Source organism: Paenibacillus sp. FSL R5-0473 (assembly GCF_038004565.1).
Lineage (GTDB): Bacteria > Bacillota > Bacilli > Paenibacillales > Paenibacillaceae > Paenibacillus > Paenibacillus amylolyticus.
The window spans coordinates 809,985-836,684 of record NZ_JBBORL010000001.1; the positions used below are offsets into that span (position 1 = coordinate 809,985).

Genomic DNA, 26,700 nt, shown 5'->3' on the forward strand with positions numbered 1-26,700 from the left:
CTTTGGATTCAGTCTTGCGGAGTGAATTAGCTAAGGGAATGGGGGAACTGTGGTGATCAGGTTGGTACAACGAACTAAGGTAACACTTGTAGTTTAATTAATTGTAACCGTTTACATATATAAAGAGTGTTCATCCATGATCTTTGAAGGGAGTGATGCTTCATGTAATTGGAATTTGAACAGGTAGTCGTGAGGTGTTGCTTATCAGTGGCAGTCCCAGGTACGCTTTGTCATTGGTAATACAGTAAGGTATTCCTCTGTTCATCACTCATGAATAAGGAGATGACCCAATGTTGACGAAGAAGGAAGAGGGAATAGGAATAGGAGTAGGAAAGTCCAAAGGTTTCAAGGCCGGAATGATTCTGCTGCTTGGAACATTGCTTCTATTAACGATGTTATTCCCCAATACAGCCAGAGCAGCAACAAGTGTATATACGATATCCGCTTTTACGAACACAAGTGAGTCCAATATGTATATCTACGAATCCTATAATGCGACCCACTATGGTTTGCTAAAAGGGCCAGCCTATACACCTCCGGCCGATCTGATCCGCGATCCCAGCATCATGAAGCACACAGATGGTCTATATTACGTTGTTTACACCACGAACTGGTCGGGTAACACCATTGGCATCGCCTCCAGCCCGGATAAGGTAAACTGGACATTTGTCCGTAACGTTACATTATCCACCCCTACCACAATCGCACACACCTGGGCACCAGAATGGTTCAAAGACAGCAACGGCAGTCTGAACATTATCGTGTCCCTCTCACCAGGAAACTATCAGAATTTCAAACCTTATGTACTCACAGCTTCAGGTAGTAATCTAACATCTACCTCATGGTCTGCACCTACTGAACTGGCAGGCATTGCTCCCAATTATATCGACACTTTTATCGTGAAGACAGGCTCAACCTATCATGCTTTTACCAAGAACGAGACCACCAAATACATTGAATATGCGACAGCAACCTCGCTAACGGGTCCTTATACCTTTAAAGGTACAGGGGATTGGGCAGGTTGGGGTTCTTGGGTGGAAGGTCCGGCGCTTGTTCAGCTGGATAATGGTTCATGGCGAATCTACTTTGACGGCTATGCAACACAAAAATATTATTACAGCGACTCTGCTGACAACTTCCAGACTTGGGGTGCCAAACAAGAGATTGCAGGTCTTACCGGACTCGTCCGGCATATGACCGTATTGAAAGAGTCCGGACAACCGGGGGATATCCGCAAGCTGGAGTCATTCAATGTGCCTGGCAGCTTCATTCGTCACTACAACTATCAGGCACGGATTGATGCGAGTGTCAGTCCGGCGGAAGATGCACAATTCCGTATCGTTCCCGGGCTGTCGAATGCAACAGGCATTTCGTTTGAGTCCATGAATTATCCGGGTTATTTCCTGCGCAATAATAATGGCAACATCACACTTGTGAAAAATGACGGCAGCACTACATTCCGAAATGACGCCACGTTCAAACGTGTAAATGGACTTGCTAACGCTAGTTGGACATCGTATACCTCGTTTAGTAACCCGAACCTGTACCTGAGACATTATAATAACATGTTGAAACTGGAAGCTGTCGTTACTGCACTCGATAAGTCAGACGCGACCTTCAGAGAGGTTGCACAATAATTGGTGTTCGTGTTTTGAAAAATGATAAGGAGTGAAGCGGATGAAGTGGTTAAAACGAATGAGCTCGCTGCTGCTGGCAGGAAGTCTGTTAACAGGAAGTTTAGGTGTGGGGACAGAGGTATCTGCTGCAGGAGCCTACACGGCTGTTGCCGATCCATCGAAGCAATATCAGACGATGGAAGGATGGGGGACATCCCTCGCGTGGTGGGGAAAAGTGGTTGGAGAATATTCCAATCGGGATGAGTATGTGGAGAAAATGTTCAACGCGAATACCGGACTGGGTTTGAATATCCTGCGGTACAACATTGGAGGCGGGGATAATCCATCATCCAATATCCTCGAATATCGCAAAGCCGTTCCTGGTTACCAGCCTTCTCCCGGCGTGTATGACTGGAATGCAGATGCAAACCAACGATATATGCTGCAAGCTGCCAAAGCGCAAGGCGTGAATGTCATCGAAGCTTTTGCAAATTCCGCACCTTACTGGATGACCATCAGTGGTAATGTGTCCGGTTCGGCCAATGGTGGTAACAACCTCAAGCCCGATTACTACGATGATTTTGCCGATTACTTAACTGAGGTTGTGAAGCATTTTCGTGATAACTGGGGGATCACATTTGATAGCGTAACTCCGCTGAATGAACCGATCTCGACGTGGTGGAAGCAGGGCAATGACCAGGAGGGCATGCACTTTGACCGGGCGGATCAGAACACAATTCTGAGTCAGGTACAAGCTTCGTTGAATGCAAAGGGCCTGTCCACAAAGCTGAGCGCACCGGAAGAATACAGTATCGATGATTCCAATGTGTCGTTCAACAGCTACAGCAATGCGGTTAAATCAGCGATCACTCAGATCAACACTCATACGTATGGCGGAAGCAATCGTACTGCTTTGCGCAACACAGCGACGTCTGCGGGCAAACATCTGTGGACCTCGGAATATGGAGACGGGGATGCAAGTGGACTTACCATGTCACGTACCATCCTCAAGGATATTCGCAATATGGGCGCAAGTGGATGGGTGTATTGGCAAGCCGTCGATAGTGCAGAAGGATGGGGATTTTTCAAGAACGTGTTGAACAATACACAAACGACCAGTTACACCGTGAACCAAAAATATTATGTCATGGGTAATTACAGCAAATTTATTCGTCCTGGGTACAAGATTATCGGCATGAGTGATGCCAATACCCTTGCAGCCTATGATGCAGCTTCCGGCAAAGTAGTACTGGTTACAACCAATTCGGAATCGACGGATACAACGGTAACCTATGATCTCAGTCGTTTTACGAACACAGGCACGTCTGCTCAAGTATATCGGACCTCTTCAACGGAGAAGTTGCAGCAACTGACCAATATTTCGGTGCAAAACAAAACCTTTACCGCTACGGCAAAGGCCAATTCGGTCACAACCTACGTCATTTCCGGTGCAACTTACAATGGCGGTACAGGATATGAATCCGGGGCCATCTACAAATTAATCAACCGCAATAGTGGACTTGCACTCGATGTTAACGGTGCTTCTTCTACGGGTGGGGCAACAATCATTCAGTGGAATGATAATGGAGCAGCCAACCAGCAGTGGAAGCTGGAGTCCGCAGGTAACGGATATTACAACATCCGCAATGTGGGCAGTGGGCTTTTGCTGGATGTGAATTCGGGTTCCACACAAGGCGGAGCCGCTCTGATTCAGTGGCAGGATAACGGGGGCAACAATCAGCAATGGCTGCCAATTGATGTGGGAGGATATGTGGTACTTGCGAATCGAAACAGTGGCCTGACGGTTGACATCAATCAAGGGTCTCTAACCGCGGGTGCCTCAACCATTCAGTGGGCCGACAATGGCGGGGCCAATCAGCAATGGAGCCTAGTCAAAGTTAATTAGTGTGAGTACGCATGAATTAAACGTTATTACGTGTCCTTTTTTCTTGAGGGTGCAGTGCTCTAAGCAACACTGCACCCTCAAGGAAAGTAGCTATTTTAGACATACATACATATATTCATCCACCCAGCTGGTACTTAACGAAAACGGGATAGGGCGAACCTGCTAATATCCTGATCGGTGTGCCCCGTTTGCACCAAGTCGGATAGAATCTGCCCAATGGCACTTGCAAACTTGAAGCCATGACCGGAGAAACCGCCTGCGAGCCACACACGTTCATGGGCAGGGTGTCGGTCGATAATAAAATCTTCATCCGAAGTGAATTCATACTTGCATACACTACCACGCTTCAATGCTCCTGCTGCCTGAGGCATATGAAGTTCGAGCAGCCTGCGCAGATCCCCCTCGTCCGTTTCTTCCGTACCAAATGGAGCCATTGTACTTCCTGGTGTCCACACCTGGCCCGTATCATGACGACCCATCTTCAGACCTGATCCGCCAATGCTTGGAAATCCATAATATGTACCTTCTTTTCCCGCCAGTGTAAAACCGGGGAAGTGTGCCTCGCCATACAAGGCTTCTGGTGCATCAAACCATCCAACCGTTTTACGTACAGCCTGGATCGGGAGATCCACGAAAGGTTTCAATGTCTGAAACCAGGCGCCAGCGCTCAGGATGATTTGATTTGCATGGTATGTCTCACCACCTGAAGTCTGAACTGCCACGGAATGTGGTCCGTATTCGATATGCTCCACCCGTGTGTGTGTTAACAAGGTGGCACCATGAGCCTCGGCCGCCTTGCGAAAGGCACGAATACAGGGTTCACTATACAAATAACCCGCATCAGGCTCATACATGCCCTCGTAATGTTCAGGTACTGTAATACCTGGCCAGCGTTTCATCACCTCGGCTGCGTGCAACGTTTCATACCGAATACCTGCATCATCTGCATGGCTCAATCGGTTGTGGAAGGAATGAATCTCCGGATCAACCACATTTATTACACCGGAAGGAACAAACAGTTGGTCTCCGGTCGTTTCCTCCAGCTCGTGCCATAACTTCTGTGCAAGTAATGCCATGGCAATATAGTCAGGCCCACCACTGTACACATGGCGCATCAGTCTGCTATCCCCGTGATGACTTCCTTCCGTATGCGGAGGATCAAAGGCATCGATTAATAAAGTTTTGCATCCACTGCGCGATAGATAATACCCAGCACTCATACCCATGGAGCCGGCTCCAACGATAATAACGTCATATGATTGTGTGATAATAGCACGTCCTCTCCTATGTATCCTTTTCTACAGTAATGCCTTAATAGAACATATTAATAGTAAAAGCTTGATGAAGGCAAGTGTAGTAAAATGGACTTCTACAATGAATGTTGCAAAGGAGACCTCGCATGAGTGAGCAATTTAGGTTTGATCTATTTCCATTAATTCAGACAGAACGATTCATCCTCCGGTCAGCCGAGGCTGGAGACAGCCATGATCTGCTCGCGTTATATTCCGATGAAGCTGTGGTTCAATATATGCCATTCACTCCCTTTGAATCCGTGGAGGATGCACAGGGTGAGATGAATTGGTATACGAAGATTTTCAAAGAACACACGGGTTTACGCTGGATGATTGAAGACCGTGAAACTCGTAAAGTGATCGGAACCTGTGGGTTCCTGAACTATGAAGATGTACATAACCGTGCAGAAATTGGATACGATTTGCGTTCATCTTTCTGGGGCCGCGGTGTTATGACGGAAGTGGCCCGTGCAGTGTTACATTTTGGATTCACAAGCATGCAGCTCAACAAAATTGAAGCAAAGGTTGAACCGGAGAACGAGGCGTCAATTCACCTGTTACATAAACTTGATTTCCAACAGGAAGGTGTACTGCGGCAGCATGAGTTTGAGAAAGGCAGATATATTGACCTTGCGGTGTTCTCTAAGTTACGAAGCGAAATATAGGCAAGCTAGCCCCATCAGGATTCCAATGACTCCATCTCATTCCAGAGCCGTAAGGCTTGTCCCTCTGAATGAGCCCGTGCTATATTGGAGAGATGTGAGGAGATGAGGATATGAAGCTGGTGTCCTGGAATGTGAATGGCTTAAGGGCATGTGTGACCAAAGGATTCATGGATTATTATCAGGAGAGTCAGGCGGACATTTTCTGCCTTCAGGAGACCAAATTACAAGCCGGACAGATTGAGATGGACCTGGGGGAAGATGTTTATCAATATTGGAATTATGCGATCAAAAAAGGTTATTCCGGTACGGCTGTATTTAGCCGAATCAAACCTTTATCCGTTCGTTACGGGATGGAGGAGGACAGCGAGCCGGAAGGCCGGATGATTACACTGGAGTATGATGAGTTTTATCTGGTGAACGTCTATACCCCTAATGCGAAGCGGGATCTGACCCGGCTGCCTTATCGTCTGGAATGGGAGGATCGATTCCGGGGGTACATTCTGCAATTGGAGCAGACTAAACCGGTTATCGTCTGTGGTGACCTGAATGTGGCTCATGAGGAGATTGACCTGAAGAATCCGAAGCCCAATCTGGGCAATTCCGGATTTACCCTTGAAGAGCGTGGCAAGATGACTGATTTGCTTGCTTCCGGGTATGTAGACAGCTTCCGTCATCTGTATCCGGATCGTACGGATGTATACAGCTGGTGGTCTTATATGCCGAAGGTTAGAGAACGGAACGTGGGCTGGCGCATTGATTATTTTCTCGTATCCAATCAATTGGCACCTAAGGTGGCAGATGCGCATATCGACTGCCACGTGATGGGCAGTGATCATTGCCCGGTGGGTCTTACTTTGCAACTATAGGTAAGGATCATCGTGAGATAGATTGAGGTAAGAGTTTTAGAATACAAGTATAGATCAACTGCAAGTTTCCTGAATGGGAGATTTGCAGTTTTTTTTGCGTCACAGGTAGGGGAGGGACACTGGACTTTGGTTGGGGAAAGAACTGGACTCGGGATTGTTTCAATCCCGCTATTTCTTGGGTACGATTGAAGCATACATATATAGATGAACCTTTGGGGTAAGGGGTAGAGAAGATGAAGAAGGGGTTACGGAGAGGGTTAAAAGTGCTGGGAGGCATCATGCTTGCCACAGGACTTTTGCTGCTGGCAGGTACAGCGTATGAAGCGTATCAATCCACGCAGGATATGAAGTCCTATCCCCCGCCAGGCAAGTATTATGAAGTGAGTGGTCGCAACATGCACCTCTACACCGCCGGCAAAGGAGAGGTAACCGTGGTGTTTGCCTCAGGCTGGGGTACACCCAATCCGTATGTGGATTTCAGTCCGCTATATGACAAGTTGAAATCACAGGTGAAAATTGCGGTATATGATCGGTTCGGGTATGGATACAGCGACTATACGGATGACCCTCGTGATGTTGATACCATCTCGGAAGAGATCCACCAATTGCTACGAACATCCGGTCAACGTCCACCTTACATCATGGTCGGTCACTCCCTGGGTGCGCTGGAGACACTGCGGTTTGCGCAAAGGTATCCTGATGAAGTGGCTGGCATGGTCATGATCGATGGCGGAAGCCCAGAGTATTACAGTCGTACGGATCTGAATACACCGGAATGGATGATGGATGGGTCCCGTTTTCTGGTGAAAACAGGCATCGCACGAACATTGCTGCAATCGGATCGCATGATGGCATCTCTGGTCATTGACCCAAGTCTGGTAACGGAACCGATGAAAAAAGCCGTCACGATATCCACGCTGAGACATGCGTACAATGACAATGTCATGGAAGAGGTTCGGAATTCCAGAACAAATGCAGCGTGTGTGCTTGAGAACAAAACGAAGTTTGGCTTTCCCCTGACGATCCTCACAGCCGGTTCGGAGGAGTTGGATGAGGACAGTCATGCATGGCAGGCCGACCAAGCGAATTTTGCTTCATGGTCAAGACACGGAACACAGCTGACAGTTCCACAAGCGACACACAGTATCCACAACAGTCAACCGGATATTGTCGCCGCCGAGATCATGAAATTAGTGACACCGTCCAGTGACCTATGAGTAACATGATTCCACAAACACATGATGAACAGGATGAGGAGGAGGGATGGATGAAAAAGTTTAAAGTAATCACCCGCTTCCTGTCCATTCTTGTAGCCAGTTGTCTATTGTCTTTAAGTGTATTATCTGTATCTGTGATATGGGTTAAGAATAACGTTCATGCGGTGCCTGTGATCCAGCCGTTTGAACGTGATTAGCACATAAAATGAAGATGAAGGAGTGGTAACGGATGGTAAAGAGAAGGAAATATGTATTGGCTTGTGCGGCACTGGCGATGGTAGTGGCCTTGAGTGCTTGCAGTAGCGCGGCAGACGAACCGAGTGATACGGAGAAGGTGGACACTGAAGTTTCCTCCGGAACTGGTGAACAAGCGACTGATGAAGGTGCAAGCGAAGCAACAACAAGTGCAGTGACCGAAACGGAGGGTACGACTGCACCAACCGACTCGGACTCGGATAGTGGTGAAGAAACGTCTGCTGGAACCAATGAGTTGCCGGAGAACTTGCCAAGTGATTTCCCATTGCCGGAAGATGCAACAATTCGTTTAGCCAATTCTGGTGAGAATGAAGGCAAGCAATCGGCGATGGTGATTTTCTCCACTGAACAAGATATGAAAACCGTATCTCAGCTGTATAAAGATTACTTCAACGCCAAAAAGTTGACGGATGCAGGTCAGACGATCGATGACAAAAATATTATCATTCAGGGAACCGATCCAGAAACGCAGGATGTCTGGTCCTTGATTGGAGGAACATTGGCGGGACAGGAAGGCGTCATTGAACTGACGTTGACCTGGACAGAATCATAAGCAGAAGATAAGGGCTATTTTTCTTTCCTGCTTTTTTTCTTCCTAAAATAACGAATGAACGCCATAATACCTTGCATACGGAGCCGCATTATTGCTGCACCGCTGCAAGGTATTTTTATTTCGAACTGGAAACCTGACAGGTTACATGTTATGTTATATCATTATAAACAGAGTAATAGACAACTATAGAAGAAGACAGGAGAGGATTGAACATGATTAGAGTGGGTATTGTTGGTTACGGTAACTTGGGTAAAGGTGTAGAGAAAGCCATTTCCCAGAACGAGGATATGGAACTGATTGCTGTGTTTACACGTCGTAATCCGGAGCAGATGGTCGCTGAAAGCACAGAAGTACGTTTTGAGCATATCTCTGCAGCGGAGCAATACATAGGCAAGGTTGATGTTATGATCCTCTGTGGTGGTTCTGCAACCGACCTTCCAGAGCAGACACCAGCCATCGCCAAGTTGTTCAATACGGTAGATAGCTTCGATACACATGCGAAGATTCCTGAATTCTACAAGGAAGTTAATGCTGCGGCAGAGCAAGGCGGTCACGTAAGTGTCATTTCCACAGGTTGGGACCCAGGCTTGTTCTCCATGAACCGTCTGCTTGCACAGTCCATCCTGCCAGAAGGAAAAGAGTACACGTTCTGGGGCAAAGGTGTGAGCCAAGGCCACTCGGATGCTATTCGTCGTGTTCCAGGCGTTAAGGCTGGTGTACAGTATACTGTACCTGTTGAAGAGGTGATCAACCGCATTCGTGCAGGGGAGACACCAGAGCTGTCTACACGTGAGAAACATCTGCGTCAATGTTATGTGGTAGCAGAAGATGGTGCTAATCAGGATGAGATCCGTGAGACGATTGTGTCGATGCCTAACTATTTTGCAGATTACGATACAACTGTAACATTCATTAGCGAAGAAGAATTGAAATCCGAGCATGAAGGTATGCCGCATGGTGGATTTGTAATTCGCAGTGGGGTTACAGGTGCTGGTCAAAAGCAAATTATTGAATTTGGTCTGAAACTCGACAGCAATCCTGAATTTACAGCAAGCGTACTTGTAGCGTATGCAAGAGCCGCACAACGCTTGAGCGTGGAAGGACATAAGGGAGCAAAAACGGTATTTGATATTCCGCTCGGTCATTTGTCTCCAAAATCGGCTGAAGATCTTCGCCGCGACTTGTTATAATTCTGATTCGTTCCAGTGATTTTATAGAAACAGCTCGTCCTTGGATGTATAGGACGAGCTGTTTTTTTTGCTGTTGCTGTATACGATTCATACATTCATATGAATTGGCAGGTACTATCCTGCCTGTATCCCTGCTCGTGCTCTTGCGGAAATGGCACCCTACACCCAGTGTGAGGGAATGTTAAGATGATCCGGCAACTTGGTATTCACATTACCTTTGGCTGCATTAATCTGGGATTGCGTCAGGAAGATGCCACCTCTCAGGTCTGCATCGCCCAGATCCGTATCCCGCAAGTCCGCGCCAATCCAATCCGCATTTCTTGTGTCTGCATTTCGGAGATCGGCTGCGATCATTAAAGCCCCTCGGAAGCTTGCGCCCCGCAGGTCAGTCCCTTTTAAATTGGCACCAAAAAAGTCACTTCCGGTACGTTTTTTACTCTTCTTCGACTTCCCTTGTCCATGAGCGGTGGGTGGCACATTCGCGCGTACCATCTCACTTGCCTGGACCAAGAGTTGATTCACACTGGACCGATAATTGGCGATGTCCAGACGGAGAAGGGCCGCAGGCTCCAGATTGCTCAAGCGCTCAACCTCCTCATATAACTCACCAAATGCCGAGTGAAGGGATGACGTCTCCGGTCTCATCATCATTTCCTTCATATAACTGAGCAACTCGTGAAGTTGTCGCAAGGCAGGCAGACAATCGAACATCTCGTTTGCAGACTCTGGATGATCACGCCAATCTCTGCCCGCGTAGGTCACTTGAGACAGCTTCTGTCCAGCTCCGAAACAGTCGTATACCGTGCAACCTTTGAACCCTTTCTGCCGAAGCTGGGTATGGATACCACATCGATTGTCCGTACGCAGATTGGGACAGGGTGTGCCGCTGGCTTTATCAAAAGCAAAGTCAGATGACTTGCCATAGGGCAAGGCAACACAGCACAGGCCAAAACATTGCTCACAGTCTGCGCTAAGATGAGGACTCGCAGTGCTGGCAAATGGTTGGTTAGACAATGTAAACACTTCCTTATAATAGTACAAATAGATGGAATTACGTCAGTACCACTTTACCATTGCCTTGCGATTAGAGCAATTGAAGACAAGGAAAAAAGGGCAGTTTCCCAAATGGATGGGAACGCCCTCTGATCGTGGAGAATCACGTATTAAATTAAACTACACCTTGAGCGATCATGGAATCGGCTACCTTGAGGAAACCGGCGATATTCGCTCCGGCTACGAGGTTGCCTTCACAGCCATACTCTTCAGCAGCTTCTACACAGCTGGTGTAGATGTTCTTCATGATGTCATGCAGCTTGGCGTCTACTTCTTCAAATGACCAGGACAACCGCATGCTGTTCTGTGACATTTCAAGAGCAGACACGGCTACACCTCCGGCATTAGCCGCTTTGGCTGGACCGAACAGCACGCCTGCACCGTGGAAGACGTCAATGGCAGCCAGGGTGGAAGGCATATTGGCGCCTTCGCCAATGGCCTTCACGCCACCTTTGATTAGAAGGGCCGCAGCTTCTTCATCGATCTCATTTTGCGTTGCACATGGAAGAGCAATATCACAAGGGATGGACCAGATGCCTTCACAGCCTTCAGTATATGTAGCATGCGGGTGTTCTTTGATGTATTCGCTGATGCGAAGACGATCAACCTCTTTCAGACGTTTCACGGTATCCAGGTTGATGCCTTGTGGATCGTGTATGTAGCCACCTGAGTCACTACACGCCACAACTGTAGCTCCAAGCTCCTGTGCCTTCTGAATGGCATAGATGGACACATTACCAGAGCCAGAGACAACGACTGTGCTGTCTTGGAAGCTGAGTCCCTTGGATTGCAGCATCTCCTTCACGAAGTACACACAGCCGAAGCCAGTCGCTTCCTTACGCGCCAAGCTTCCTCCGTACAGCAGTCCTTTACCTGTCAATACGCCTGCCACATGTCCGCCATGGATACGTTTGTATTGGCCGAACATGTAACCAATTTCCCGTGCACCTACACCAATGTCACCTGCTGGTACATCGGTATCGGAACCAATATATTTGTAAAGTTCAGTCATGAAGCTTTGCGTGAAACGCATGACTTCCAGATCCGATTTTCCTTTGGGATCGAAGTCAGAACCGCCTTTACCACCGCCAATGGGCAGACCGGTCAAAGCATTTTTGAAGATCTGTTCGAAGCCAAGGAACTTGATGATGCCCGAGTATACAGAAGGATGGAAGCGAAGTCCGCCTTTGTAAGGGCCAATGGCACTGTTGAATTGCACACGGAATCCACGGTTAACCTGAACTTTGCCCTGATCATCTACCCATGGGACACGGAATGTGATTACACGTTCAGGTTCAACAAGCTGTTCCAACAGACTATGGTTCTTATACTTAGGGTGTGCTTCAATAACAGGAATAAGGGAATCCAGAATTTCTTTGACAGCCTGATGGAACTCATCTTCGTGCGGATTTCTGGCGACAACCGACTCGTAAACGGAATGAACATATTCTGCGGCAGTAACTTGAACGGACTCTGTAGTTTCTTTTGTTATCGTGGACACTTTTTCGATGCACTCCTTTATTGTGTTAAAGTCTGTAGAGGCTTATTTGCATAAATTGAATAAAAGTTTGTAGTTAAATATACAGGAAAGCAAATAAAAATACGAGATGAAAATTCATAAAATGTTTTTTATGCAGTAATTAAAATGTTCTATGGATCTACCATATGATGTGAAGAATTAAGTTATTAAATGGAAGATATGACCACAAATGATAATAAAAAAGCAAGTTAGACGAATATACTGGATTAAAATATTAGTTTTGGTAAGATGGTAAGAAGGTCTCGTATCCCGGGGTCTTTTTAAAATAAAAAGGAGGAAAACAAGATGATGAAGAGAAACATGCCAATCAACATGGAGAACAAGGCTTGTATAGGGGGTGAAATCTATTATGAACCATAGGACTTCCCGCCATAATTGCAGAGAGAAGCTGGTGAGCCAGCTATTTACATTCGGTGAAGAGAAAAGAACATTTCTCGACGCCTATTTCGACGTGCGCGATCCAGAGCGGATACAATTGGAAAAACAATTGTCCGCATATACAGAGTATGTGGAAAAACTGCTCCTGGGTCCTGATGAAGATCTGGACTCAGCTGTATTGATCGGCAGTCATATTGATTTTGAATATCTCGATTTTCATACGTCAGATTCTTTCATGATTGTCATGCCAGAGGATACTAATCCTGATGAGGGTCGTATTTCCTTCCTCTCTCCAGTAGGGAGTCAATTACTGCTTGGCAGTAAAGGGGAAGTTAAGTCTGTTCATACACCATCAGGTTCCATGAGAATCCGCATTACGGGGATCGAGCTGAAAAGCGAAACCTTGAACGAGCCGGCGCTAGGGGGTGCAGATCATGCACTTTAAAGAGACGGACTTACCAGGGATTGGACGTAAATACTGGCTGCATACCCGTAGTGGTGAGCATTTGGTCATAGTGATTCATAACGACGAGCGACGTGACCTGTTCCATATGGAGTCAGGGGATACACCTGAAGAGGTGGGTGATATGGTATCTCTTGTCACCCTGGACGATGATGAAGCCCGGGCGGTAGCCGCTATTGTTGGTGGTATGACCTATAAACCGAAGTTTCAGGATGAGCGTGAAGTGATGCTTGAAGGGCTGTTAATCGAATGGCTACGGATTGAGCCTCACGCCGCAAGCGTAGGCATGACGATTGGTGAACTGGATATCCGTCAGGCCACGGGCGCCGTAATTCTCGCTGTTGTGACCAAGGATAAGGAGAAGCATTTTAATCCAGGCCCGGATTATGCTTTTACCGCTGGAGCTACAATTGTAGTTGCCGGTGAACGGAATCAGATCAAACATCTCAAACAATTGTTAACTGATGGACGGACTTAGCCTATGGATATGCTCATATTCGAAGTGGGAATTGCCGTTGCGCTGATTACACTTACTGGGCTGATATCTTCACGATTACGATTTTCGGTCATTCCTTTCTATATCCTGATTGGTATGGCTGTTGGACCACATGCACCACAGATCGGCATAGTGGATTTACGTTTTATCGAAAGTTCGACCTTTATTGAATTTATGGGCAGGCTTGGCATTTTGTTTCTGCTATTTTATCTGGGTTTGGAGTTCTCGGTCTCCCGGTTATTAAAGTCTGGCAAAGCCATTCTGACCGGGGGCATGTTCTATGTTGGTCTGAATTTTGTCTCTGGATTGCTGTTGGGGTGGTTCATGGATCTGCCCCTTCAGGAGACACTTGTTGTCTGCGGGATCATGACCAGCTCTTCTACAGCCATTGTAGCTAAAGTGCTCGTTGATCTGAAACGCACGGCAAACCCTGAAACAGAGATTATTATGGGCATGATCATGTTCGATGACTTGTTCATCGCGATTCATATCTCTATCCTGACCGGGCTTGTGCTCAGCGGGGCAACTTCATTCTTAAGTGTTCTGTTAGTATCGCTGTCTGCCCTGCTGTTTATTGTGCTGTTCCTGATTATTGGCAGGAAAAGCATCAAATATATTGATAAGGCACTGAATATCAAGTCATCAGAGTTGTTTCTGCTTACCGTCATGACACTGCTCTTCCTGGTAGCAGGTTTCTCGGAGACGCTGCACGTAGCGGAAGCTATTGGAGCGTTGATGATGGGGCTTGTGTTGGGCGAATCAAGACATGTGAGTCGGATTGAACATCAGATCATGCCTTTCAAAGATTTTTTTGGTGCAATTTTCTTCTTCAGTTTTGGCCTGACCATTGAGCCGGCTTCACTTGGCGGAGCTGTTGGGATGACGATTATTGCCGTTATTCTGACGATTGCCAGTAACTATGGTGCAGGTATGATCGCTGGCAGACTGGCTGGAATGAGCCCTAAGGCCTCGTTGAATGTGGGCTTTACCCTGGTCTCCCGGGGCGAATTCTCCATTATCATGGCGAACATCGGCAAGGCCGGAGGGCTGATGGCATCCATCCAATCGTTTGCCGTGTTGTATGTGTTAATTCTGGCTGTGCTGGGGCCTATCCTGACCAAAGAATCTCCGCGGATCTATGCTCAGTATGCGCGGCTAAGGAAGCGGATGAAACGAAGGGAAACGGGTTGAGTCAAACGCTGGCTGTCCTTGGACAGACCGGGTATTCTGACTGTAGTGTTTAATAGGCGTCACACCATTTGGAGAGCGAAATTACTCCGGGGTGTGGCGTTTTTTTATTACGGGGAACCCATCGAATACAGCCTTGTTATTATACCTACTTCACCAAATTATGGTATGTATCCATATCTTGTGCGTGGTCGTGAATGTTCAAATCCACGGGCAGGACTAAAGATGTGATTTAGTTGAGAGGGATTGAAAATAAGAAGTTATTATGTAAAATAATGTTATATTCAAATCTAGCAGTTGAATGGATCATTTACACGAGAACGTAGAGGACAGAAGAAACCTGAAGAAGCGGAGCGTTCGCCTTTATCAACAGATTTTCACCTTTGTAAAATTGAATCAAAAAATCTGGGGATAACAGTGATCGGAAGGTTATTCTGTCATCGGAGTGGCAAGTGTAAATATTCTTTAGTTCAACTTATGTTTCAATGTAACAGAAGTTAGAATGACGAGGAGGAATAGCTTATGAACAAGAAAAGTAGATTTCAACGGTTAAAATGGGCCGGTACAGGGATGTTGCTCAGTCTCGTATTATTTGCTCTACCTGCATCTGCCGCATGGAACGATACATATCAGGGTTACGCGACGTATACAGGCTCAGGCTACTCGGGAGGTGCAGTGTTGCTTGATCCCATCCCGGCGGACATGAAGATTACTGCACTTAATCCGTTCCAACTCAATTATAACGGAGTCAAAGCCGCTTTAGCGGGAGCCTATCTCGAGGTGCAGGGTCCTAAAGGCAAAACAACAGTCTATGTAACAGACCTCTATCCAGAGGGTGCCAGCGGAGCGCTGGATCTCTCACCGAATGCTTTTAACCTGATCGGTGACCCAAAGGCAGGCAAAATCGATATTAGTTGGAAAGTGGTCAAAGCTCCAATTCAAGGCAACGTCTCTTATCGGATCAAGGAAGGCAGCAGTCAGTGGTGGGCAGCCATTCAGGTTCGTAATCACAAATATCCGGTGCTGAAGTTCGAAGTGAAACAGAAGGATGGCACGTGGCTCAATCTTGAAAAGCAAGACTATAATCATTTCCTCGGAACTGGACTGGGCAAAGAAAAATTAAACGTTCGTATTACCGATATTCGCGGTCAGGTATTAAATGACACGATCCCGGCTCTGCCTAATGATGGGTCAGGTGGTGCATATATCGTACCGGGCAATGTACAGTTTCCCGATTGACAGATATACGGAGTTGTTATAAAAAGAAGTATGGTCATAGACGTATTCTTAACGAAAAGTCGTACACTGTACGGCTTTTTTTTGTATACAAAAAGAGGAGAATGTAACGTATGAAAAAAAGTTTGCCTTCATATCAGACAACACATCCCTATTGGAAACAGTATCAGGCCTTTTTCCCGGAAGAAGTGAGGTTAGGGGAGCATACAGCTCCTGAGGAAGAATGGTGGGAGTCAAATGGGGTTCATCTGCATATCGATCGCTTGCCTGCGTCGGAGTCTTCAATCAAAATTCTGTTCATTCATGGTGCGGGAGGCAATGGCAGGTTGCTCGCTCCGTATGCCCGCATGTTGCAGCGACATGGATACGAGGTGGTATCGCCAGATCTTCCGCCGTATGGGTTAAGTTACGCAATGTCTGGTACACGTATTAACTACGAACTTTGGATAGAGCTGCTTGTGTCACTCATCGAACGGGAACACAAAAAAGATGGCAAGCCAATCGTTGTATTGGGAAGTAGCATCGGAGGTATGCTTGCCTATCACACCAGTGCACGCAGCAAGCGTGTTAAGGGTTTGATCGCAACTACATTTGTAGACACGAGTAATCAGGAAATGCGAGATCAGCTTGCACCGAATCGTCTGGTAAGCCGGGCGGGAAAACGGATGATGGATCTGTTCCCTGGTCTGCTAGATCATGTACGTATTTCGGTCAAACAGGTATCCCGAATGCAACTGATTACTAATAACCAGGACTTAACCGGGCTTATTATGAATGATCCACAAGCGGCAGCTACACGTATTCCGTTGGAATTATTAAGAACATTCCTTAATAAAAAACCGGAGGTAAGCCCGGAACAGTTCAATCAGTGTCCGGTCCTGTTGGTTCACCCTGAACTGGACCCCATGACACCGATCAGGTTCAGCCAATCTTTTTTTGATCGTCTGGTGGTGGACAAGGAATGTGTGATCTTGGAAGGGGCAGGTCATTTTCCTATAGAGCAACCAGGACTGAACCAGTTGGAGGTAGCGGTACTACGATTTTTACAACAAATTCAATGATGACCACAGGCTACTACACTGCTTCGCATAAGATAGTTTACATATCCTAAGTACGTGAAACACCTTCCATTAAGGGAGGTGTTTTTGAATGTTTCTGATATGAACTGCGCTACCGCCAACCTGAATCTGTGTGATTTCATTAGAGCTGTTCAAAGTTAATCTGGCTCGGATCTCAGAGGGGCGGTTCATGGTATACCCTTGTCTGATCGTGTACGTGTGAAGATGAGGATCTGAAAGCTGGTTGTACTGGGATAAATAACAGAGCATTGCACCATTGGATGTGCCCGTCGCGCTCTCTTCCGGTATATCATAAAGCGGTGCAAAATTACGGCATTCTGCCAGAACGTCCTCAGCATCTGATTCGAGTGTAAACACATGATAACCTACGGCATGATGAGCCTTGCATATTTCAGAGATACGCTGGAAGTCAGGGTCGATTTTGGTCAGAACATCAACATCCCTAACAGCTATCAGGATATCGGGTAACCCGGTAGACACGATCTGTACAGGTAGCTCGGAATGCAAATCCTCCATAGAAATACGTAACGAATCGGCAATCTGCTGTCGATCCACGATCTCCCCAAACTCCGGCAACGTCTGAGACAGATAGACTTCTCCATTGACTTCGATATCAACTTTAAGAATTCCGGCCAGTGTCTCCAGTGTATATGTACCAACATTAACGAGATGTTGTGTCTTCATTAGATAAAATAAAGCAATTGTGGCATGTCCACATAGATCGACTTCATCACTTGGGGTGAAATAACGCACTTTGAAATCAGCCTGATCCGATGGCATGACAAACGCAGTCTCTGAAAAACCGACTTGTCTGGCAATCTCCTGCATCTGGGTTTCAGACAAATGCGCTGCTTGTAAAACAACACCTGCGGGGTTTCCGCCATGAGCCTTGTCCGAAAATGAATGTAATGTACTTACTTCTACTTCCATCGTGTTACCTCGCTTGTTCAGTTATTGGGTTAAGATTTAACGTAATCGATAATGGACATTATATCACGATTGTTGAACGGGCTTGTGAATCCCAGATTGCTGTGAATTTTGAATGAATAGGTCAAGTGATCGCCGGGAAAGGGTAATGAAGTGAGAGAGAGTATAACAATAATCAATGGAAAGGCTGGGATTTCTAATGAAAGCAATTGTGATTGAGGAATTTGGTGGAGCGGAACAATTGAAGGAACAAGAAGTAGCCAAGCCAACATGTGGAGTGAATCAGGTATTAATTCGAACACATGCCACGTCGGTGAATCCGGTAGACTTCAAAATCAGACAAGGTTATATGAAAGAAGCAGCGGAGAATTTTCCGTTGATTCTGGGCGGCGATGTTGCCGGTATTGTGGCTGAAGCAGGCTCAAATGTCACGAGGTTCAGAGAAGGTGATCGGGTATTTGCACGTCCGCGTCAATTCGGGACCTATGCAGAATATGTTGCTGTTGATGCAGACATTATTGCCCGTATACCGGAGAACTTGAGCTTTGAGGAAGCGGCAGCGATCCCGCTGGCTGCGATGACGGCATGGCAGGCACTTGTGGATCACGGACGTTTAGGCAAAGGGCAGAAGGTACTCATTCATGCTGGTGCAGGTGGTGTGGGAACGTATGCCATTCAGATCGCCAAGTCCCTCGGCGCTGAAGTGGCTTCCACGGCAAGTGAATCAAACGAAGCGTTGCTTCGTTCGTTGGGTGTGGATCATTTTATCAACTATAAAAAAGAAGATTTCTCGGAGATTCTCTCCGGTTATGATGTTGTGCTGGACACCATGGGCGGTGATATTCAGCGCGATAGCTTCAAGGTGTTAAAGTCTGGCGGGCATCTGGTATCCTTGGTGGAACAACCGGATGAGAAGCTTGCCAAGGAAGCCGGAGTAACGGCCAACGTCTTCATGATGGAGCCCAAAGGGGATCAACTGGATCAATTGGCTGAACTGGCTGCGGAAGGCAAGCTCAAATCGATTATTGATGGAACGTACCCGCTAACTCAACAGGGAGTAAGGGAAGCACATGAGAAGAGTGAAACCCATCATACCCGCGGGAAACTGGTTATTCAGGTGCAATAGAATTCATTAACTCGTAGAAGTATTTGGACTCATGAGTCTGATATAGATTGTACCAGGCCTGTAAGGTTTCTGGTGTATAGACATTCAACAGCTTCAACACATGCATTGTAAATTCTAACGGAGCTATTCCAGATGCAGTAACTAGATTTCCATCGGTTACTGCAGGCTCCGTTACATAATAGGTTTCTCCTGTATAATCTGGGCATATTATCTTCAGGTATTCTAAATCATTGCTTGTATGCTGTCTGGAATCCAGTATTCCTATTTTTGCAAGTGCAACTGTCGCACCGCAAATCGCCGCAATAACCGTACCCTCTTCTATAGAGGCAGCAACTTTTTTCAATAGGGGATCATGGATGGTGTCCATCCAGGTGTTTCCTCCCGGAAGAATGATGAGGTCGTCACCTTTCAATGTACATTCATCAATAGAAATATGAGGAAGGATGTTCAATCCTCCCATGGTAGTTACCGGATGTTTATCCACGCCTACGGTTACGACCTGTAAAGGCTGGATCTCTTTCCTGAAATACCTTCCCGAGTTCAATTCAGCAGTTAGATATCCTACCTCCCAGTCTGCCATCGTATCAAATACATATAGATATACGTTCTTCGTTTGCATCATACATGCTCCTTTTGTTTTCATGATTGAATGGATTACTCTTGTATTATAAATTAACTTCACTGACATCTACGGTCAGTGAAGTTTTTGAATTTGAAAATTAACAGCCCTAAGAACCAATATAGGGACTGCTCCCCAATTGTAGTGGAATAAGATATAATAGGAGAAATTTATTCCATTTTGTGCATGAGGTGATTAGGATGTCCAACGAACTCATTCAAGCCATTCAATTGTTAAAAGAAAAGAAATGGGTGGATCTGACCCATACGTTTGGTCCAGGCTCTCCACATTTTTCAGCTTTTGAGGCAGCACAATTCGATACCCTGTTTGATCACGATCAAGGTTTCTTTGCCCAGAGCTTCAAGTTCCCGGGTCAATACGGGACACATCTTGATGCGCCGATCCACTTCGTTCGGGATACCCGGTATCTGGATGAACTAGGTTTGAAGGAGCTTGTGCTCCCGCTTGTGGTCATTGACCAGTCCGCCGAAGTAGAGAACAATCCGGATTTCACACTGGATGTGGAGCATATTCTTGCATTTGAAAGAGAGCATGGCGTGATTGAAGCGGGAAGTTTCGTAGCCTTACGTACCGATTGGAGCAAACGCTGGCCTAACCATGAAACATTTGATAACAAGGATGCGGAGGGCAACAGTCATGCACCCGGCTGGTCGGTTAGTGCGCTCATGTTTTTATTCGAGGAAAGAAAAGTGCAAGCCATTGGGCATGAAACCTTTGACACGGATTCAGCGGTGGATTATCAGAAGAATGGAGCACTTCTGGCAGAATATTATGTACTTGCCCAGGATACATATCAAGTTGAGCTGTTAACAAACCTGGATCAGGTGCCGGCCAAGGGCGCTGTTATTTTCAATATTGTACCCAAAGCGGAGAAAGCTTCTGGTTTCCCAGTCCGGTCTTTTGCCATTCTGCCGTAAAACGGGGTAGATCAAAAGCTGAAATAGATAAATCCGGCACAGAACTCAGAATGATACTCAAGCAGACAGCCGGCTAAATAGTCGGCTGTCTTTCAACTAACGGGCAGAATAGTTGAAAAAGGTATTTTAATTTAAACCTCGAATATTTAATGTAATCGGATAGCTAAAAATTTGATGATAGACAGGAGTTAGATACGATGATATAAGGTTTCGGAGGAGTATTTTGGAGAACTAAGAATCTTGAAGTTATAAAAAAGGTACAGTCTTTATCAAGAATGACAGTTATTTTCCAACAGAACAACAAGTGATGTTAAATTTCCAAGTACCAAGTACATAATCTAAACGAGACTATGAAGCATCTTGAACAGATTAGTGTACTTCTTGCAAAGAAAAAAGAGACTAGTGAATTTGGAAAGTTTATTTTGAATGAATTTCCTGAAGGTCGACTGGTCGAGCTTTGGGAGAAATAACGGCATTAATTTTAAGATTAGAACAGGTATTCCATAATTTATATTATATATAAGGGGTAAGTGTATGCAGATTAGAGCTTTTCAAGAGTCCGATAAAGATTTCATTGTAAGTCTGGCTTTACGATTTATGGACTTTGAGCTGATGAGCTGGCGTGATCCAGACAAAATGGAAGAATCACAGCTCAGCCTAGCCCAAGAATCAGTAGACAATCTTTCTCCTGGTACTGAGATTTTTGTGGCGGAAGATGAAACAGGAGAGCTACTGGGTTTCCTTGAAGTACAGCCGCATAAAGATAAATTGAACGATATAGAACAAGGCTATATTGTGGCGATTGCGGTTTCTCCACAAGGAGAAGGAAAAGGGGTCGGCAAGGGACTCATGACCAAAGCAGAAGAGTGGTCAAGGCAAAAAGGCTATCGACAGCTTATACTGAATGTCTTTAACAATAACCTTCGTGCCGTAAATTTCTATAAGCATTTAAATTATGAAATTGAAGTTGTGAAGATGGTAAAAGAGCTATAGAGACCCTTACTTATAAGCTAACGGGAAACGTTAGTTCATAAAGCACGGGGCAGACTGCAGGTTGGCAGGCTGCTCTTTTTTCATTTAGCTAACTGGTAACAGGTAAGTAAGCTTATCAGGAACCAAGTTCAGCTAGGATTTGATTTATTTAGAAGCATAAATGTGTGCTTTGGCAAACTTATGGGTTAAGTCACAACTAACAAAGTCTAAATGATTCAAATATGTAAATAGCAAGGGAGGCGTATTCCGCCTCCTTTTTATGTTGTTACTTTTGATCCGAGTGAGGATCTTGATTAAATCTTTGAGAGATTTTTTTCTCTGTTTTCTTACGCCGTATCCAGCGCTTGAGTATGCCTTCTTCTTTGCGTTCTTGCAGTGTTTCCTTCAAACCTTGAATCATAAATTCCGATCTTCGTCTGTCATCCCGACTAATCTCGCGTAATTCCTTAATAAATTTGTCGTCCATATCTGCCTCTCGCTTATTCAGGATAATCCCATTATACCGAACGTACGTTCTTTTATCAAGTTTTTCCATTACGAATGATTTTCGAGATCAATATAGTGAAAAGCAGCACAGGAACAATACGTGGCATGTGTGAGAATGGTACTAGAGGGTTTGAGTATAATCCTCTTGCCAGTTTTTTGTTCCCGGGGATCATCCTATTGCTGGTTCTTGGCGTGATGCCTTCAACGATTGCTATTTCGCTCATCTGCTACATTCATTAGGGGCTGGGTGAGAGACTGAATCTCTATCCTGACCGCTATTGGGCTTGGACTTTTTCGTTGTATACGGGGTTTGCTCTCATCATCTGGATTATGGCGCAGGTGTACTGGATTCAGGATGTCTCTATCATTCACTTGGTCTATTTTGCATGGGGAGTGGGTATCCAAGTTGTGACCTTATTGCCCGGGGTACAGCGAATATATTCAAAATAAACTGCTTGTATATTGAACAAATGGCTGCCGACAGAATCGTTGAATGATTCTGTCGGCAGCTATTTATTATGAGCATCGAGATGATACGTGTTGTTGTAGTGATGTTTTCCACTTGTTTCTTGGACTGAGAGGGAATCGGATAAATCATATTGACAAAGAACTACTATCCTCGCATACTTACATAATACACTTTATAAAGTATATTTATTAACTAGAGGAATAGTCACATGTGGTAAGTATCGCAAAATCATAATCCGCATGAAACAGGGAGGTAAGTATGGATGGTCTACGTTATTATGGCAGTTATAATATGGGCAGGTACCTATGCAAGTATGGTCTTGTCAAAGCAACCGATTGAAGTGAAGCCTGTGAAATCGATGGATGATTTGTTTGAGTGAACAAAGTAGTTCGGCCGATTTCGATCCTTTTCCAGCACGATGGAACTCATGTGTTCGAGTAAGGCATTATGTTATGATATGGTGTGAATGACATCCATACCATTGCTTTGGCTCAATTGAACCAGAGTAGAAACGAGAGGGTTATGAAAAAAGCCAACGCTACAATGATGAAATACATCAATTTGAATAATGTGCGTGAAGTCATGCAGCAGATTGAGACGGCGACCAAACCGCAATTAGCTTTATTAACCAATCTTAGTGTTGTTACCATTAATGCGCTGATTCAGGAATTATGTGATGGCGGAGAGTTGTTCCAGGATAAAGTGGTTCCCTCTAACGGCGGTCGTCCTGCTCAGGCATATCGATATAATTATAACTTCAAGCTTGCTTTGGTTCTTTACATCAAAGAGATGAAAGGCCAGGAGTTGATTTCGGCGACGGTCATGAATCTGGAGAATAAGGTTGTGTTGAAGGAAGAGCGCATCTTGCCTGTTTTTGATAAACAGCATATGCTGCAACTTATCGCGCGTTTCATTAAGGAGTATCCCTCCATTGATATGATCGGCATCGGTATTCCGGGGCAAGCCGTGGATGGGGACATCACGGTGAGCAGTCATGAAGAGCTTATCCATTCACATCTGATACGGGAGATCGAGAGCGAGTTCCAACTGAACGTTCTCGTGGAGAATGATGTTAATGCAGCGATTAGCGGATACTGTACACAGCATGCGGATATGAAGGAACAGAGTGTAGCAGGAATTTATTTTCCGAACCGATACCCGCCGGGTATGGGCATGATGTTGAATGGACAGATGATCCGTGGGAAAAACGGGATGTTTGGTGAGATCAAGTATCTTCCTTATTCACCTGATTGGCACCGTGACATGAGCAAAGATGATTTTGTAGTGAACGTATGTCACATCTTGCAAACGATTAATGCCGTCGTTGCCCCGCACCAGATTGTCATTTATCAGGAACGGGTGGAGAGAGAAGAGCTGGATATGGCGTGGAAACAATACGGGAAGGATCACCCCATGCCGTCGTTGCCTGAGATCGTACATCAGGATTCGTTCCAACATGATTTTGATGCTGGGTTACGAGGAATGGTGCTTCAGGCGTTGAAGTCAGGCATTCTATCAGAAGCCTTATAACCCACAGTTCATGTCTGTGGCTTTTATTTGATAAGCTAACTCTTGTAGAGGAGGATTCATGATGCGTGAAGAAGAGAGAATCATGAAGGGCGTATTGTTCAGTCCAAGTGATCCCGAATTAAAGATCATCAAAAGGCGAGCCCATAATCTCAGTCAGCGTTACAGTCAGACCTTTGAAGAACAGACTGAGGAAAGGGATCAGATATTGCAACAGCTACTGGGAGAGATTGGAGAAGGCGGATTCATGCAAGGCCCCATCTTCTTTCATTATGGTGTGCATACCCGGATAGGCGAGCATTTCTTTGGTAATTACAATCTGACGATACAAGATGACGCGCAAGTGACGATCGGGGACTATACCAGTTTTGGACCCAACGTTACGATTGTTACCCCCATTCATCCCATGATTGCCAGCGAGCGGAGACAGATGGTGGACCAGAACGGTGATGTGAAGTCGCTATGTTATGCCAAACCGGTCACGATTGGAAACGATGTATGGATCTCGGCAAACGTCACAGTGTGCGGGGGCGTAACGATTGGAGACGGCTGTGTGATTGGAGCAGGTAGCGTGGTGACTCGTGATATTCCACCGCATTCTTTTGCAGCAGGCGTACCGTGCAGAGTTATTCGCAAAATTACTGATGCGGACAGCATGCGAAACTATCCCGATGTTCTGGCAGATTGCCGTGTGCTGGAAGAATAAAAAAGGCTGCCATCAGGATCAAATAGATGATCCTGGTGACAACCTTTTTTTTGTTATGCGTTTACTTGGAGGCGTTGTAGTTACTCAAGAATTCTTTTACTTTTGCAGGATCAGCTTTCAATTCATTCCCGGTCTGAACGAGCGGGCTTACTGTAGAGTATGCTTTGAGTTTGTTGTTCTTGTAGAAACTCAAAATCTCATCCTGATTAATGGAGTACAGCACGGCTTTTCTCAGGTCACTGCTCTTGGCAACTTCACGATTGGCCGTATTAAACAACAGATAGGAGACAGCGTTACTTGGCAGACTTTGCAGTTTCAGTTTGCTGTCATTTTCGATGATGTCATACTTGGTTTCAGGTACACCGTAGTATAAGTGGATTTCACTGCTGCGAAGAGCAGAGAGGGCACTGTCTGCATCCGCGATGAATCGGACGTTAACCTGAGCAATTTTTGGCTCATCTTCCGTGCCTTTACGGTAAGCCGGATTTTTTAAGAATACACCTTCATAGTCATTTTTATAAGACAAAATATAAGGTCCGCTAGTATAAAGGGTGTTATTGTATGCTGCGCCTTCAGTCACCGTGTTCTGATCACCGTAAGGAATATCTTTGTTGACGTCAAAGGAAGCTACATCATATGTGTTGATGCTCTCCACCTGTTTTTTGGACACGATGCCCGCAGATTGGTGAGCCAGATAGTTCAGTACTTGCGGGAAAGGTTCAGTTGTGGTCAGTTTAACGACCTGATATTTACCTGCGCTATTATCTGCTTTGGTTTTGTCCGTCACGAGTTCTGTAATTTTGCTGCCCAATCCTTGTTCCAATGCTTCGAGGATTGTGCCATTACCACTGGATTGTTTGATGGATTGTAATGCACTCAGATCCGTTACAACCTCAGCTTCTTTGATATGTTCATGCAGACTGTACGTCCGGTGATCCGGAACGGAATCTTTATTTTTAGCACGATCCAGGGAGAAGATCACATCATCTGCACCGACACGTTCTCCTGTATCTACGGCTTTTTTGTTATCAATCTTCGCAAAGTTGATATCGTCTCTGAGAATGAAGTAGTAGTCCGAATTACCTTCAGCAATACTGAAGTTATGGGACAGTGATCCATCTGCTGTCAGCTGATCGTCATCCGTCAAGTTAACGAGACGTACATACATATTGGTGTTCAACTGGTTGATGGAGCCGTCGTTTCCTTTGATTGGATCAAGGGAAGTCAGTACGGATGCACTTTGCGTCAGAATCAACGGATCTTTGGCATTTTTGGAGCTGTCCTTGAACTCAATCGGTTCCCAAGCCATGGCGCGGGATTTGGAGAGACGAACGGTGTCGACATTCAGAATGTCTTGGTTCACAGCCTGACTTTTCAGGGAAATGTACAGAGGAGCGATATACGCCTGATCCGTTACCAAGCGATCTTCCAATTGTTTGTACGTGTCTTTGTACTCATCTGGAGTTTGAGTAGCTGCCTGATCGATGAGTTTATCAAGTTCCGCATCTGCAAGGATACTGTAATCTCCACCTGTTTTGAAAAGAGAACGTACGGCATAATCGGGATTACCCGTTACCGTTGTCCAGCTGGACAAAGCAACGTCATAATTCCCTGCATCCTGCTGGGATTTGAAGCTGCCGTAATCCGGCTGCAGGTTCAGCTTCACATTGAAGCCGTTTTTGGTCAGCTGGTCGCGCACAATGTTTACATCATTTTCGGAAGAACTCATGGCGAGCAGTTCAATGTCTGCCGGTTTTTGTGCAGTTTCTGTTGCGTCCGCTGGTGCGGTCTCCGCCTGGGATTCAGTTTTCGTTTTTACGCTGCAGCCGGAAATCACAATGACGAGAATTAATAGTAATGAGATCAGTGTACGTTTTTTCATGGGATTACCCTCCATATCTTGAATGTGTGATGTG

Annotated in this window: 25 protein-coding genes and 1 pseudogene; 19 read left to right on the plus strand and 7 right to left on the minus strand. The window is 45.7% G+C overall.

Annotation, left to right across the window (positions count from 1 at the left end; genetic code table 11):
• The first annotated feature begins 290 nt into the window (after nucleotides 1–290).
• Together MKY28_RS03595 and MKY28_RS03600 are read left to right on the plus strand one after the other, a co-directional pair.
• A complete protein-coding gene (locus tag MKY28_RS03595; RefSeq protein WP_340934944.1) occupies nucleotides 291–1,637 on the plus strand; it encodes a glycoside hydrolase family 43 protein in 1,347 nt (448 codons plus the stop codon).
• Between the two features lie 40 nt (nucleotides 1,638–1,677).
• Nucleotides 1,678–3,522 carry an RICIN domain-containing protein gene (locus MKY28_RS03600; protein WP_076328224.1) on the plus strand — a complete coding sequence of 615 codons (1,845 nt, stop codon included), beginning with the start codon at nucleotides 1,678–1,680 and terminating at the stop codon, nucleotides 3,520–3,522.
• A gap of 134 nt (nucleotides 3,523–3,656) precedes the next feature.
• On the opposite strand, the gene solA is transcribed toward MKY28_RS03600, so the two are convergent.
• On the minus strand, nucleotides 3,657–4,790 hold the full coding sequence (gene solA / locus MKY28_RS03605) for an N-methyl-L-tryptophan oxidase (RefSeq protein ID WP_143781427.1): 1,134 nt from the start codon (nucleotides 4,788–4,790) through the stop codon (nucleotides 3,657–3,659).
• Nucleotides 4,791–4,921: 131 nt separating this feature from the next.
• On the opposite strand from solA, the gene MKY28_RS03610 reads away from it, so the two are divergent.
• The 6 genes from MKY28_RS03610 to MKY28_RS03635 all read left to right on the plus strand — a co-directional run bounded on the left by MKY28_RS03610 (nucleotide 4,922) and on the right by MKY28_RS03635 (nucleotide 9,560).
• Entirely contained in the window at nucleotides 4,922–5,479 is a 558-nt protein-coding gene (locus MKY28_RS03610; protein WP_076328222.1) for a GNAT family N-acetyltransferase, read from the plus strand.
• Between the two features lie 110 nt (nucleotides 5,480–5,589).
• The gene (locus tag MKY28_RS03615) at nucleotides 5,590–6,345 is read left to right on the plus strand and encodes an exodeoxyribonuclease III (protein WP_076328221.1); all 756 of its coding nucleotides are present in this window, start codon (nucleotides 5,590–5,592) and stop codon (nucleotides 6,343–6,345) included.
• Between the two features lie 233 nt (nucleotides 6,346–6,578).
• Nucleotides 6,579–7,562 carry an alpha/beta hydrolase gene (locus MKY28_RS03620; RefSeq protein ID WP_047843923.1) on the plus strand — a complete coding sequence of 328 codons (984 nt, stop codon included), beginning with the start codon at nucleotides 6,579–6,581 and terminating at the stop codon, nucleotides 7,560–7,562.
• 50 nt (nucleotides 7,563–7,612) lie between these two features.
• Nucleotides 7,613–7,759 carry a hypothetical protein gene (locus tag MKY28_RS03625; protein ID WP_017687030.1) on the plus strand — a complete coding sequence of 49 codons (147 nt, stop codon included), beginning with the start codon at nucleotides 7,613–7,615 and terminating at the stop codon, nucleotides 7,757–7,759.
• 32 nt (nucleotides 7,760–7,791) lie between these two features.
• Nucleotides 7,792–8,370, plus strand: a complete 579-nt coding sequence (locus MKY28_RS03630; RefSeq protein WP_047843922.1) for a hypothetical protein — start codon at nucleotides 7,792–7,794, stop codon at nucleotides 8,368–8,370.
• Nucleotides 8,371–8,582: 212 nt separating this feature from the next.
• Nucleotides 8,583–9,560, plus strand: a complete 978-nt coding sequence (locus tag MKY28_RS03635) for a diaminopimelate dehydrogenase (RefSeq protein ID WP_017687032.1) — start codon at nucleotides 8,583–8,585, stop codon at nucleotides 9,558–9,560.
• 159 nt (nucleotides 9,561–9,719) lie between these two features.
• On the opposite strand, the gene MKY28_RS03640 is transcribed toward MKY28_RS03635, so the two are convergent.
• The gene (locus MKY28_RS03640) at nucleotides 9,720–10,574 is read right to left on the minus strand and encodes a pentapeptide repeat-containing protein (protein ID WP_340934951.1); all 855 of its coding nucleotides are present in this window, start codon (nucleotides 10,572–10,574) and stop codon (nucleotides 9,720–9,722) included.
• A 154-nt stretch (nucleotides 10,575–10,728) separates the two neighbouring features.
• Nucleotides 10,729–12,114 carry an NADP-specific glutamate dehydrogenase gene (gdhA, locus tag MKY28_RS03645; RefSeq protein ID WP_200904550.1) on the minus strand — a complete coding sequence of 462 codons (1,386 nt, stop codon included), beginning with the start codon at nucleotides 12,112–12,114 and terminating at the stop codon, nucleotides 10,729–10,731.
• A 388-nt stretch (nucleotides 12,115–12,502) separates the two neighbouring features.
• On the opposite strand from gdhA, the gene MKY28_RS03650 reads away from it, so the two are divergent.
• From MKY28_RS03650 to MKY28_RS03670, 5 genes are all read left to right on the plus strand, one after another.
• On the plus strand, nucleotides 12,503–12,976 hold the full coding sequence (locus tag MKY28_RS03650) for a GreA/GreB family elongation factor (protein WP_340934952.1): 474 nt from the start codon (nucleotides 12,503–12,505) through the stop codon (nucleotides 12,974–12,976).
• Nucleotides 12,966–13,472 carry a cation:proton antiporter regulatory subunit gene (locus MKY28_RS03655; RefSeq protein WP_036617317.1) on the plus strand — a complete coding sequence of 169 codons (507 nt, stop codon included), beginning with the start codon at nucleotides 12,966–12,968 and terminating at the stop codon, nucleotides 13,470–13,472. The genes MKY28_RS03650 and MKY28_RS03655 overlap by 11 nt, the downstream gene beginning before the upstream one ends.
• Before the next feature lie 3 nt (nucleotides 13,473–13,475).
• The gene (locus tag MKY28_RS03660; protein WP_017687037.1) at nucleotides 13,476–14,681 is read left to right on the plus strand and encodes a cation:proton antiporter; all 1,206 of its coding nucleotides are present in this window, start codon (nucleotides 13,476–13,478) and stop codon (nucleotides 14,679–14,681) included.
• Between the two features lie 519 nt (nucleotides 14,682–15,200).
• Entirely contained in the window at nucleotides 15,201–15,917 is a 717-nt protein-coding gene (locus tag MKY28_RS03665; RefSeq protein ID WP_036668609.1) for an expansin EXLX1 family cellulose-binding protein, read from the plus strand.
• Between the two features lie 110 nt (nucleotides 15,918–16,027).
• A complete protein-coding gene (locus tag MKY28_RS03670; protein WP_340934953.1) occupies nucleotides 16,028–16,975 on the plus strand; it encodes an alpha/beta hydrolase in 948 nt (315 codons plus the stop codon).
• A gap of 69 nt (nucleotides 16,976–17,044) precedes the next feature.
• On the opposite strand, the gene MKY28_RS03675 is transcribed toward MKY28_RS03670, so the two are convergent.
• Complete coding sequence (locus tag MKY28_RS03675) at nucleotides 17,045–17,923, minus strand: PhzF family phenazine biosynthesis protein (protein ID WP_340934954.1); 879 nt, start codon at nucleotides 17,921–17,923, stop codon at nucleotides 17,045–17,047.
• Nucleotides 17,924–18,119: 196 nt separating this feature from the next.
• Between MKY28_RS03675 and MKY28_RS03680 the strand changes: the two genes are divergently transcribed.
• Nucleotides 18,120–19,046: an NADP-dependent oxidoreductase gene (locus MKY28_RS03680; RefSeq protein ID WP_036668743.1), complete on the plus strand. Its 927-nt coding sequence runs from the start codon at nucleotides 18,120–18,122 to the stop codon at nucleotides 19,044–19,046.
• Here the strand turns inward: MKY28_RS03680 and MKY28_RS03685 are convergent.
• Complete coding sequence (locus MKY28_RS03685; RefSeq protein WP_340937816.1) at nucleotides 19,030–19,665, minus strand: type 1 glutamine amidotransferase family protein; 636 nt, start codon at nucleotides 19,663–19,665, stop codon at nucleotides 19,030–19,032. The genes MKY28_RS03680 and MKY28_RS03685 overlap by 17 nt on opposite strands.
• A 200-nt stretch (nucleotides 19,666–19,865) precedes the next feature.
• Here MKY28_RS03685 and MKY28_RS03690 point away from each other — a divergent pair, with 200 nt between their 5' ends.
• The 3 genes and pseudogenes from MKY28_RS03690 (at nucleotide 19,866) to MKY28_RS03700 (ending at nucleotide 21,596) form a co-directional block, all read left to right on the plus strand.
• A complete protein-coding gene (locus MKY28_RS03690) occupies nucleotides 19,866–20,603 on the plus strand; it encodes a cyclase family protein (RefSeq protein ID WP_340934957.1) in 738 nt (245 codons plus the stop codon).
• A 248-nt stretch (nucleotides 20,604–20,851) separates the two neighbouring features.
• Nucleotides 20,852–21,073 (plus strand): annotated as a pseudogene (locus tag MKY28_RS03695) (hypothetical protein).
• 64 nt (nucleotides 21,074–21,137) lie between these two features.
• The gene (locus MKY28_RS03700; RefSeq protein ID WP_047843914.1) at nucleotides 21,138–21,596 is read left to right on the plus strand and encodes a GNAT family N-acetyltransferase; all 459 of its coding nucleotides are present in this window, start codon (nucleotides 21,138–21,140) and stop codon (nucleotides 21,594–21,596) included.
• Between the two features lie 265 nt (nucleotides 21,597–21,861).
• On the opposite strand, the gene MKY28_RS03705 is transcribed toward MKY28_RS03700, so the two are convergent.
• On the minus strand, nucleotides 21,862–22,062 hold the full coding sequence (locus MKY28_RS03705) for a hypothetical protein (RefSeq protein ID WP_026080945.1): 201 nt from the start codon (nucleotides 22,060–22,062) through the stop codon (nucleotides 21,862–21,864).
• A gap of 1,032 nt (nucleotides 22,063–23,094) precedes the next feature.
• Between MKY28_RS03705 and MKY28_RS03710 the strand changes: the two genes are divergently transcribed.
• Both MKY28_RS03710 and MKY28_RS03715 read left to right on the plus strand, forming a co-directional pair.
• Nucleotides 23,095–24,081, plus strand: a complete 987-nt coding sequence (locus MKY28_RS03710) for an ROK family protein (RefSeq protein ID WP_340934960.1) — start codon at nucleotides 23,095–23,097, stop codon at nucleotides 24,079–24,081.
• 61 nt (nucleotides 24,082–24,142) lie between these two features.
• Nucleotides 24,143–24,784, plus strand: coding sequence for a sugar O-acetyltransferase (locus MKY28_RS03715; protein WP_076252810.1), 642 nt, complete (start codon nucleotides 24,143–24,145; stop codon nucleotides 24,782–24,784).
• 61 nt (nucleotides 24,785–24,845) lie between these two features.
• Here MKY28_RS03715 and MKY28_RS03720 read toward each other — a convergent pair whose 3' ends face one another.
• Complete coding sequence (locus tag MKY28_RS03720; protein ID WP_340934963.1) at nucleotides 24,846–26,666, minus strand: ABC transporter substrate-binding protein; 1,821 nt, start codon at nucleotides 26,664–26,666, stop codon at nucleotides 24,846–24,848.
• Between the last annotated feature and the right edge of the window lie 34 nt (nucleotides 26,667–26,700).

What these genes read in the sequence shown, in the direction of transcription:
- MKY28_RS03595 (WP_340934944.1), top strand. Translation starts at nt 291, where the DNA reads ATGTTGACGAAGAAGGAAGAGGGAATAGGAATAGGAGTAGGAAAGTCC.
- MKY28_RS03600 (WP_076328224.1), top strand. Translation starts at nt 1,678, where the DNA reads ATGAAGTGGTTAAAACGAATGAGCTCGCTGCTGCTGGCAGGAAGTCTG.
- MKY28_RS03610 (WP_076328222.1), top strand. Translation starts at nt 4,922, where the DNA reads ATGAGTGAGCAATTTAGGTTTGATCTATTTCCATTAATTCAGACAGAA.
- MKY28_RS03615 (WP_076328221.1), top strand. Translation starts at nt 5,590, where the DNA reads ATGAAGCTGGTGTCCTGGAATGTGAATGGCTTAAGGGCATGTGTGACC.
- MKY28_RS03620 (WP_047843923.1), top strand. Translation starts at nt 6,579, where the DNA reads ATGAAGAAGGGGTTACGGAGAGGGTTAAAAGTGCTGGGAGGCATCATG.
- MKY28_RS03625 (WP_017687030.1), top strand. Translation starts at nt 7,613, where the DNA reads ATGAAAAAGTTTAAAGTAATCACCCGCTTCCTGTCCATTCTTGTAGCC.
- MKY28_RS03630 (WP_047843922.1), top strand. Translation starts at nt 7,792, where the DNA reads ATGGTAAAGAGAAGGAAATATGTATTGGCTTGTGCGGCACTGGCGATG.
- MKY28_RS03635 (WP_017687032.1), top strand. Translation starts at nt 8,583, where the DNA reads ATGATTAGAGTGGGTATTGTTGGTTACGGTAACTTGGGTAAAGGTGTA.
- MKY28_RS03650 (WP_340934952.1), top strand. Translation starts at nt 12,503, where the DNA reads ATGAACCATAGGACTTCCCGCCATAATTGCAGAGAGAAGCTGGTGAGC.
- MKY28_RS03655 (WP_036617317.1), top strand. Translation starts at nt 12,966, where the DNA reads ATGCACTTTAAAGAGACGGACTTACCAGGGATTGGACGTAAATACTGG.
- MKY28_RS03660 (WP_017687037.1), top strand. Translation starts at nt 13,476, where the DNA reads ATGGATATGCTCATATTCGAAGTGGGAATTGCCGTTGCGCTGATTACA.
- MKY28_RS03665 (WP_036668609.1), top strand. Translation starts at nt 15,201, where the DNA reads ATGAACAAGAAAAGTAGATTTCAACGGTTAAAATGGGCCGGTACAGGG.
- MKY28_RS03670 (WP_340934953.1), top strand. Translation starts at nt 16,028, where the DNA reads ATGAAAAAAAGTTTGCCTTCATATCAGACAACACATCCCTATTGGAAA.
- MKY28_RS03675 (WP_340934954.1), bottom strand. Translation starts at nt 17,923, where the DNA reads ATGGAAGTAGAAGTAAGTACATTACATTCATTTTCGGACAAGGCTCAT.
- MKY28_RS03680 (WP_036668743.1), top strand. Translation starts at nt 18,120, where the DNA reads ATGAAAGCAATTGTGATTGAGGAATTTGGTGGAGCGGAACAATTGAAG.
- MKY28_RS03685 (WP_340937816.1), bottom strand. Translation starts at nt 19,665, where the DNA reads ATGCAAACGAAGAACGTATATCTATATGTATTTGATACGATGGCAGAC.
- MKY28_RS03690 (WP_340934957.1), top strand. Translation starts at nt 19,866, where the DNA reads ATGTCCAACGAACTCATTCAAGCCATTCAATTGTTAAAAGAAAAGAAA.
- MKY28_RS03700 (WP_047843914.1), top strand. Translation starts at nt 21,138, where the DNA reads ATGCAGATTAGAGCTTTTCAAGAGTCCGATAAAGATTTCATTGTAAGT.
- MKY28_RS03705 (WP_026080945.1), bottom strand. Translation starts at nt 22,062, where the DNA reads ATGGACGACAAATTTATTAAGGAATTACGCGAGATTAGTCGGGATGAC.
- MKY28_RS03710 (WP_340934960.1), top strand. Translation starts at nt 23,095, where the DNA reads ATGATGAAATACATCAATTTGAATAATGTGCGTGAAGTCATGCAGCAG.
- MKY28_RS03715 (WP_076252810.1), top strand. Translation starts at nt 24,143, where the DNA reads ATGCGTGAAGAAGAGAGAATCATGAAGGGCGTATTGTTCAGTCCAAGT.
- MKY28_RS03720 (WP_340934963.1), bottom strand. Translation starts at nt 26,666, where the DNA reads ATGAAAAAACGTACACTGATCTCATTACTATTAATTCTCGTCATTGTG.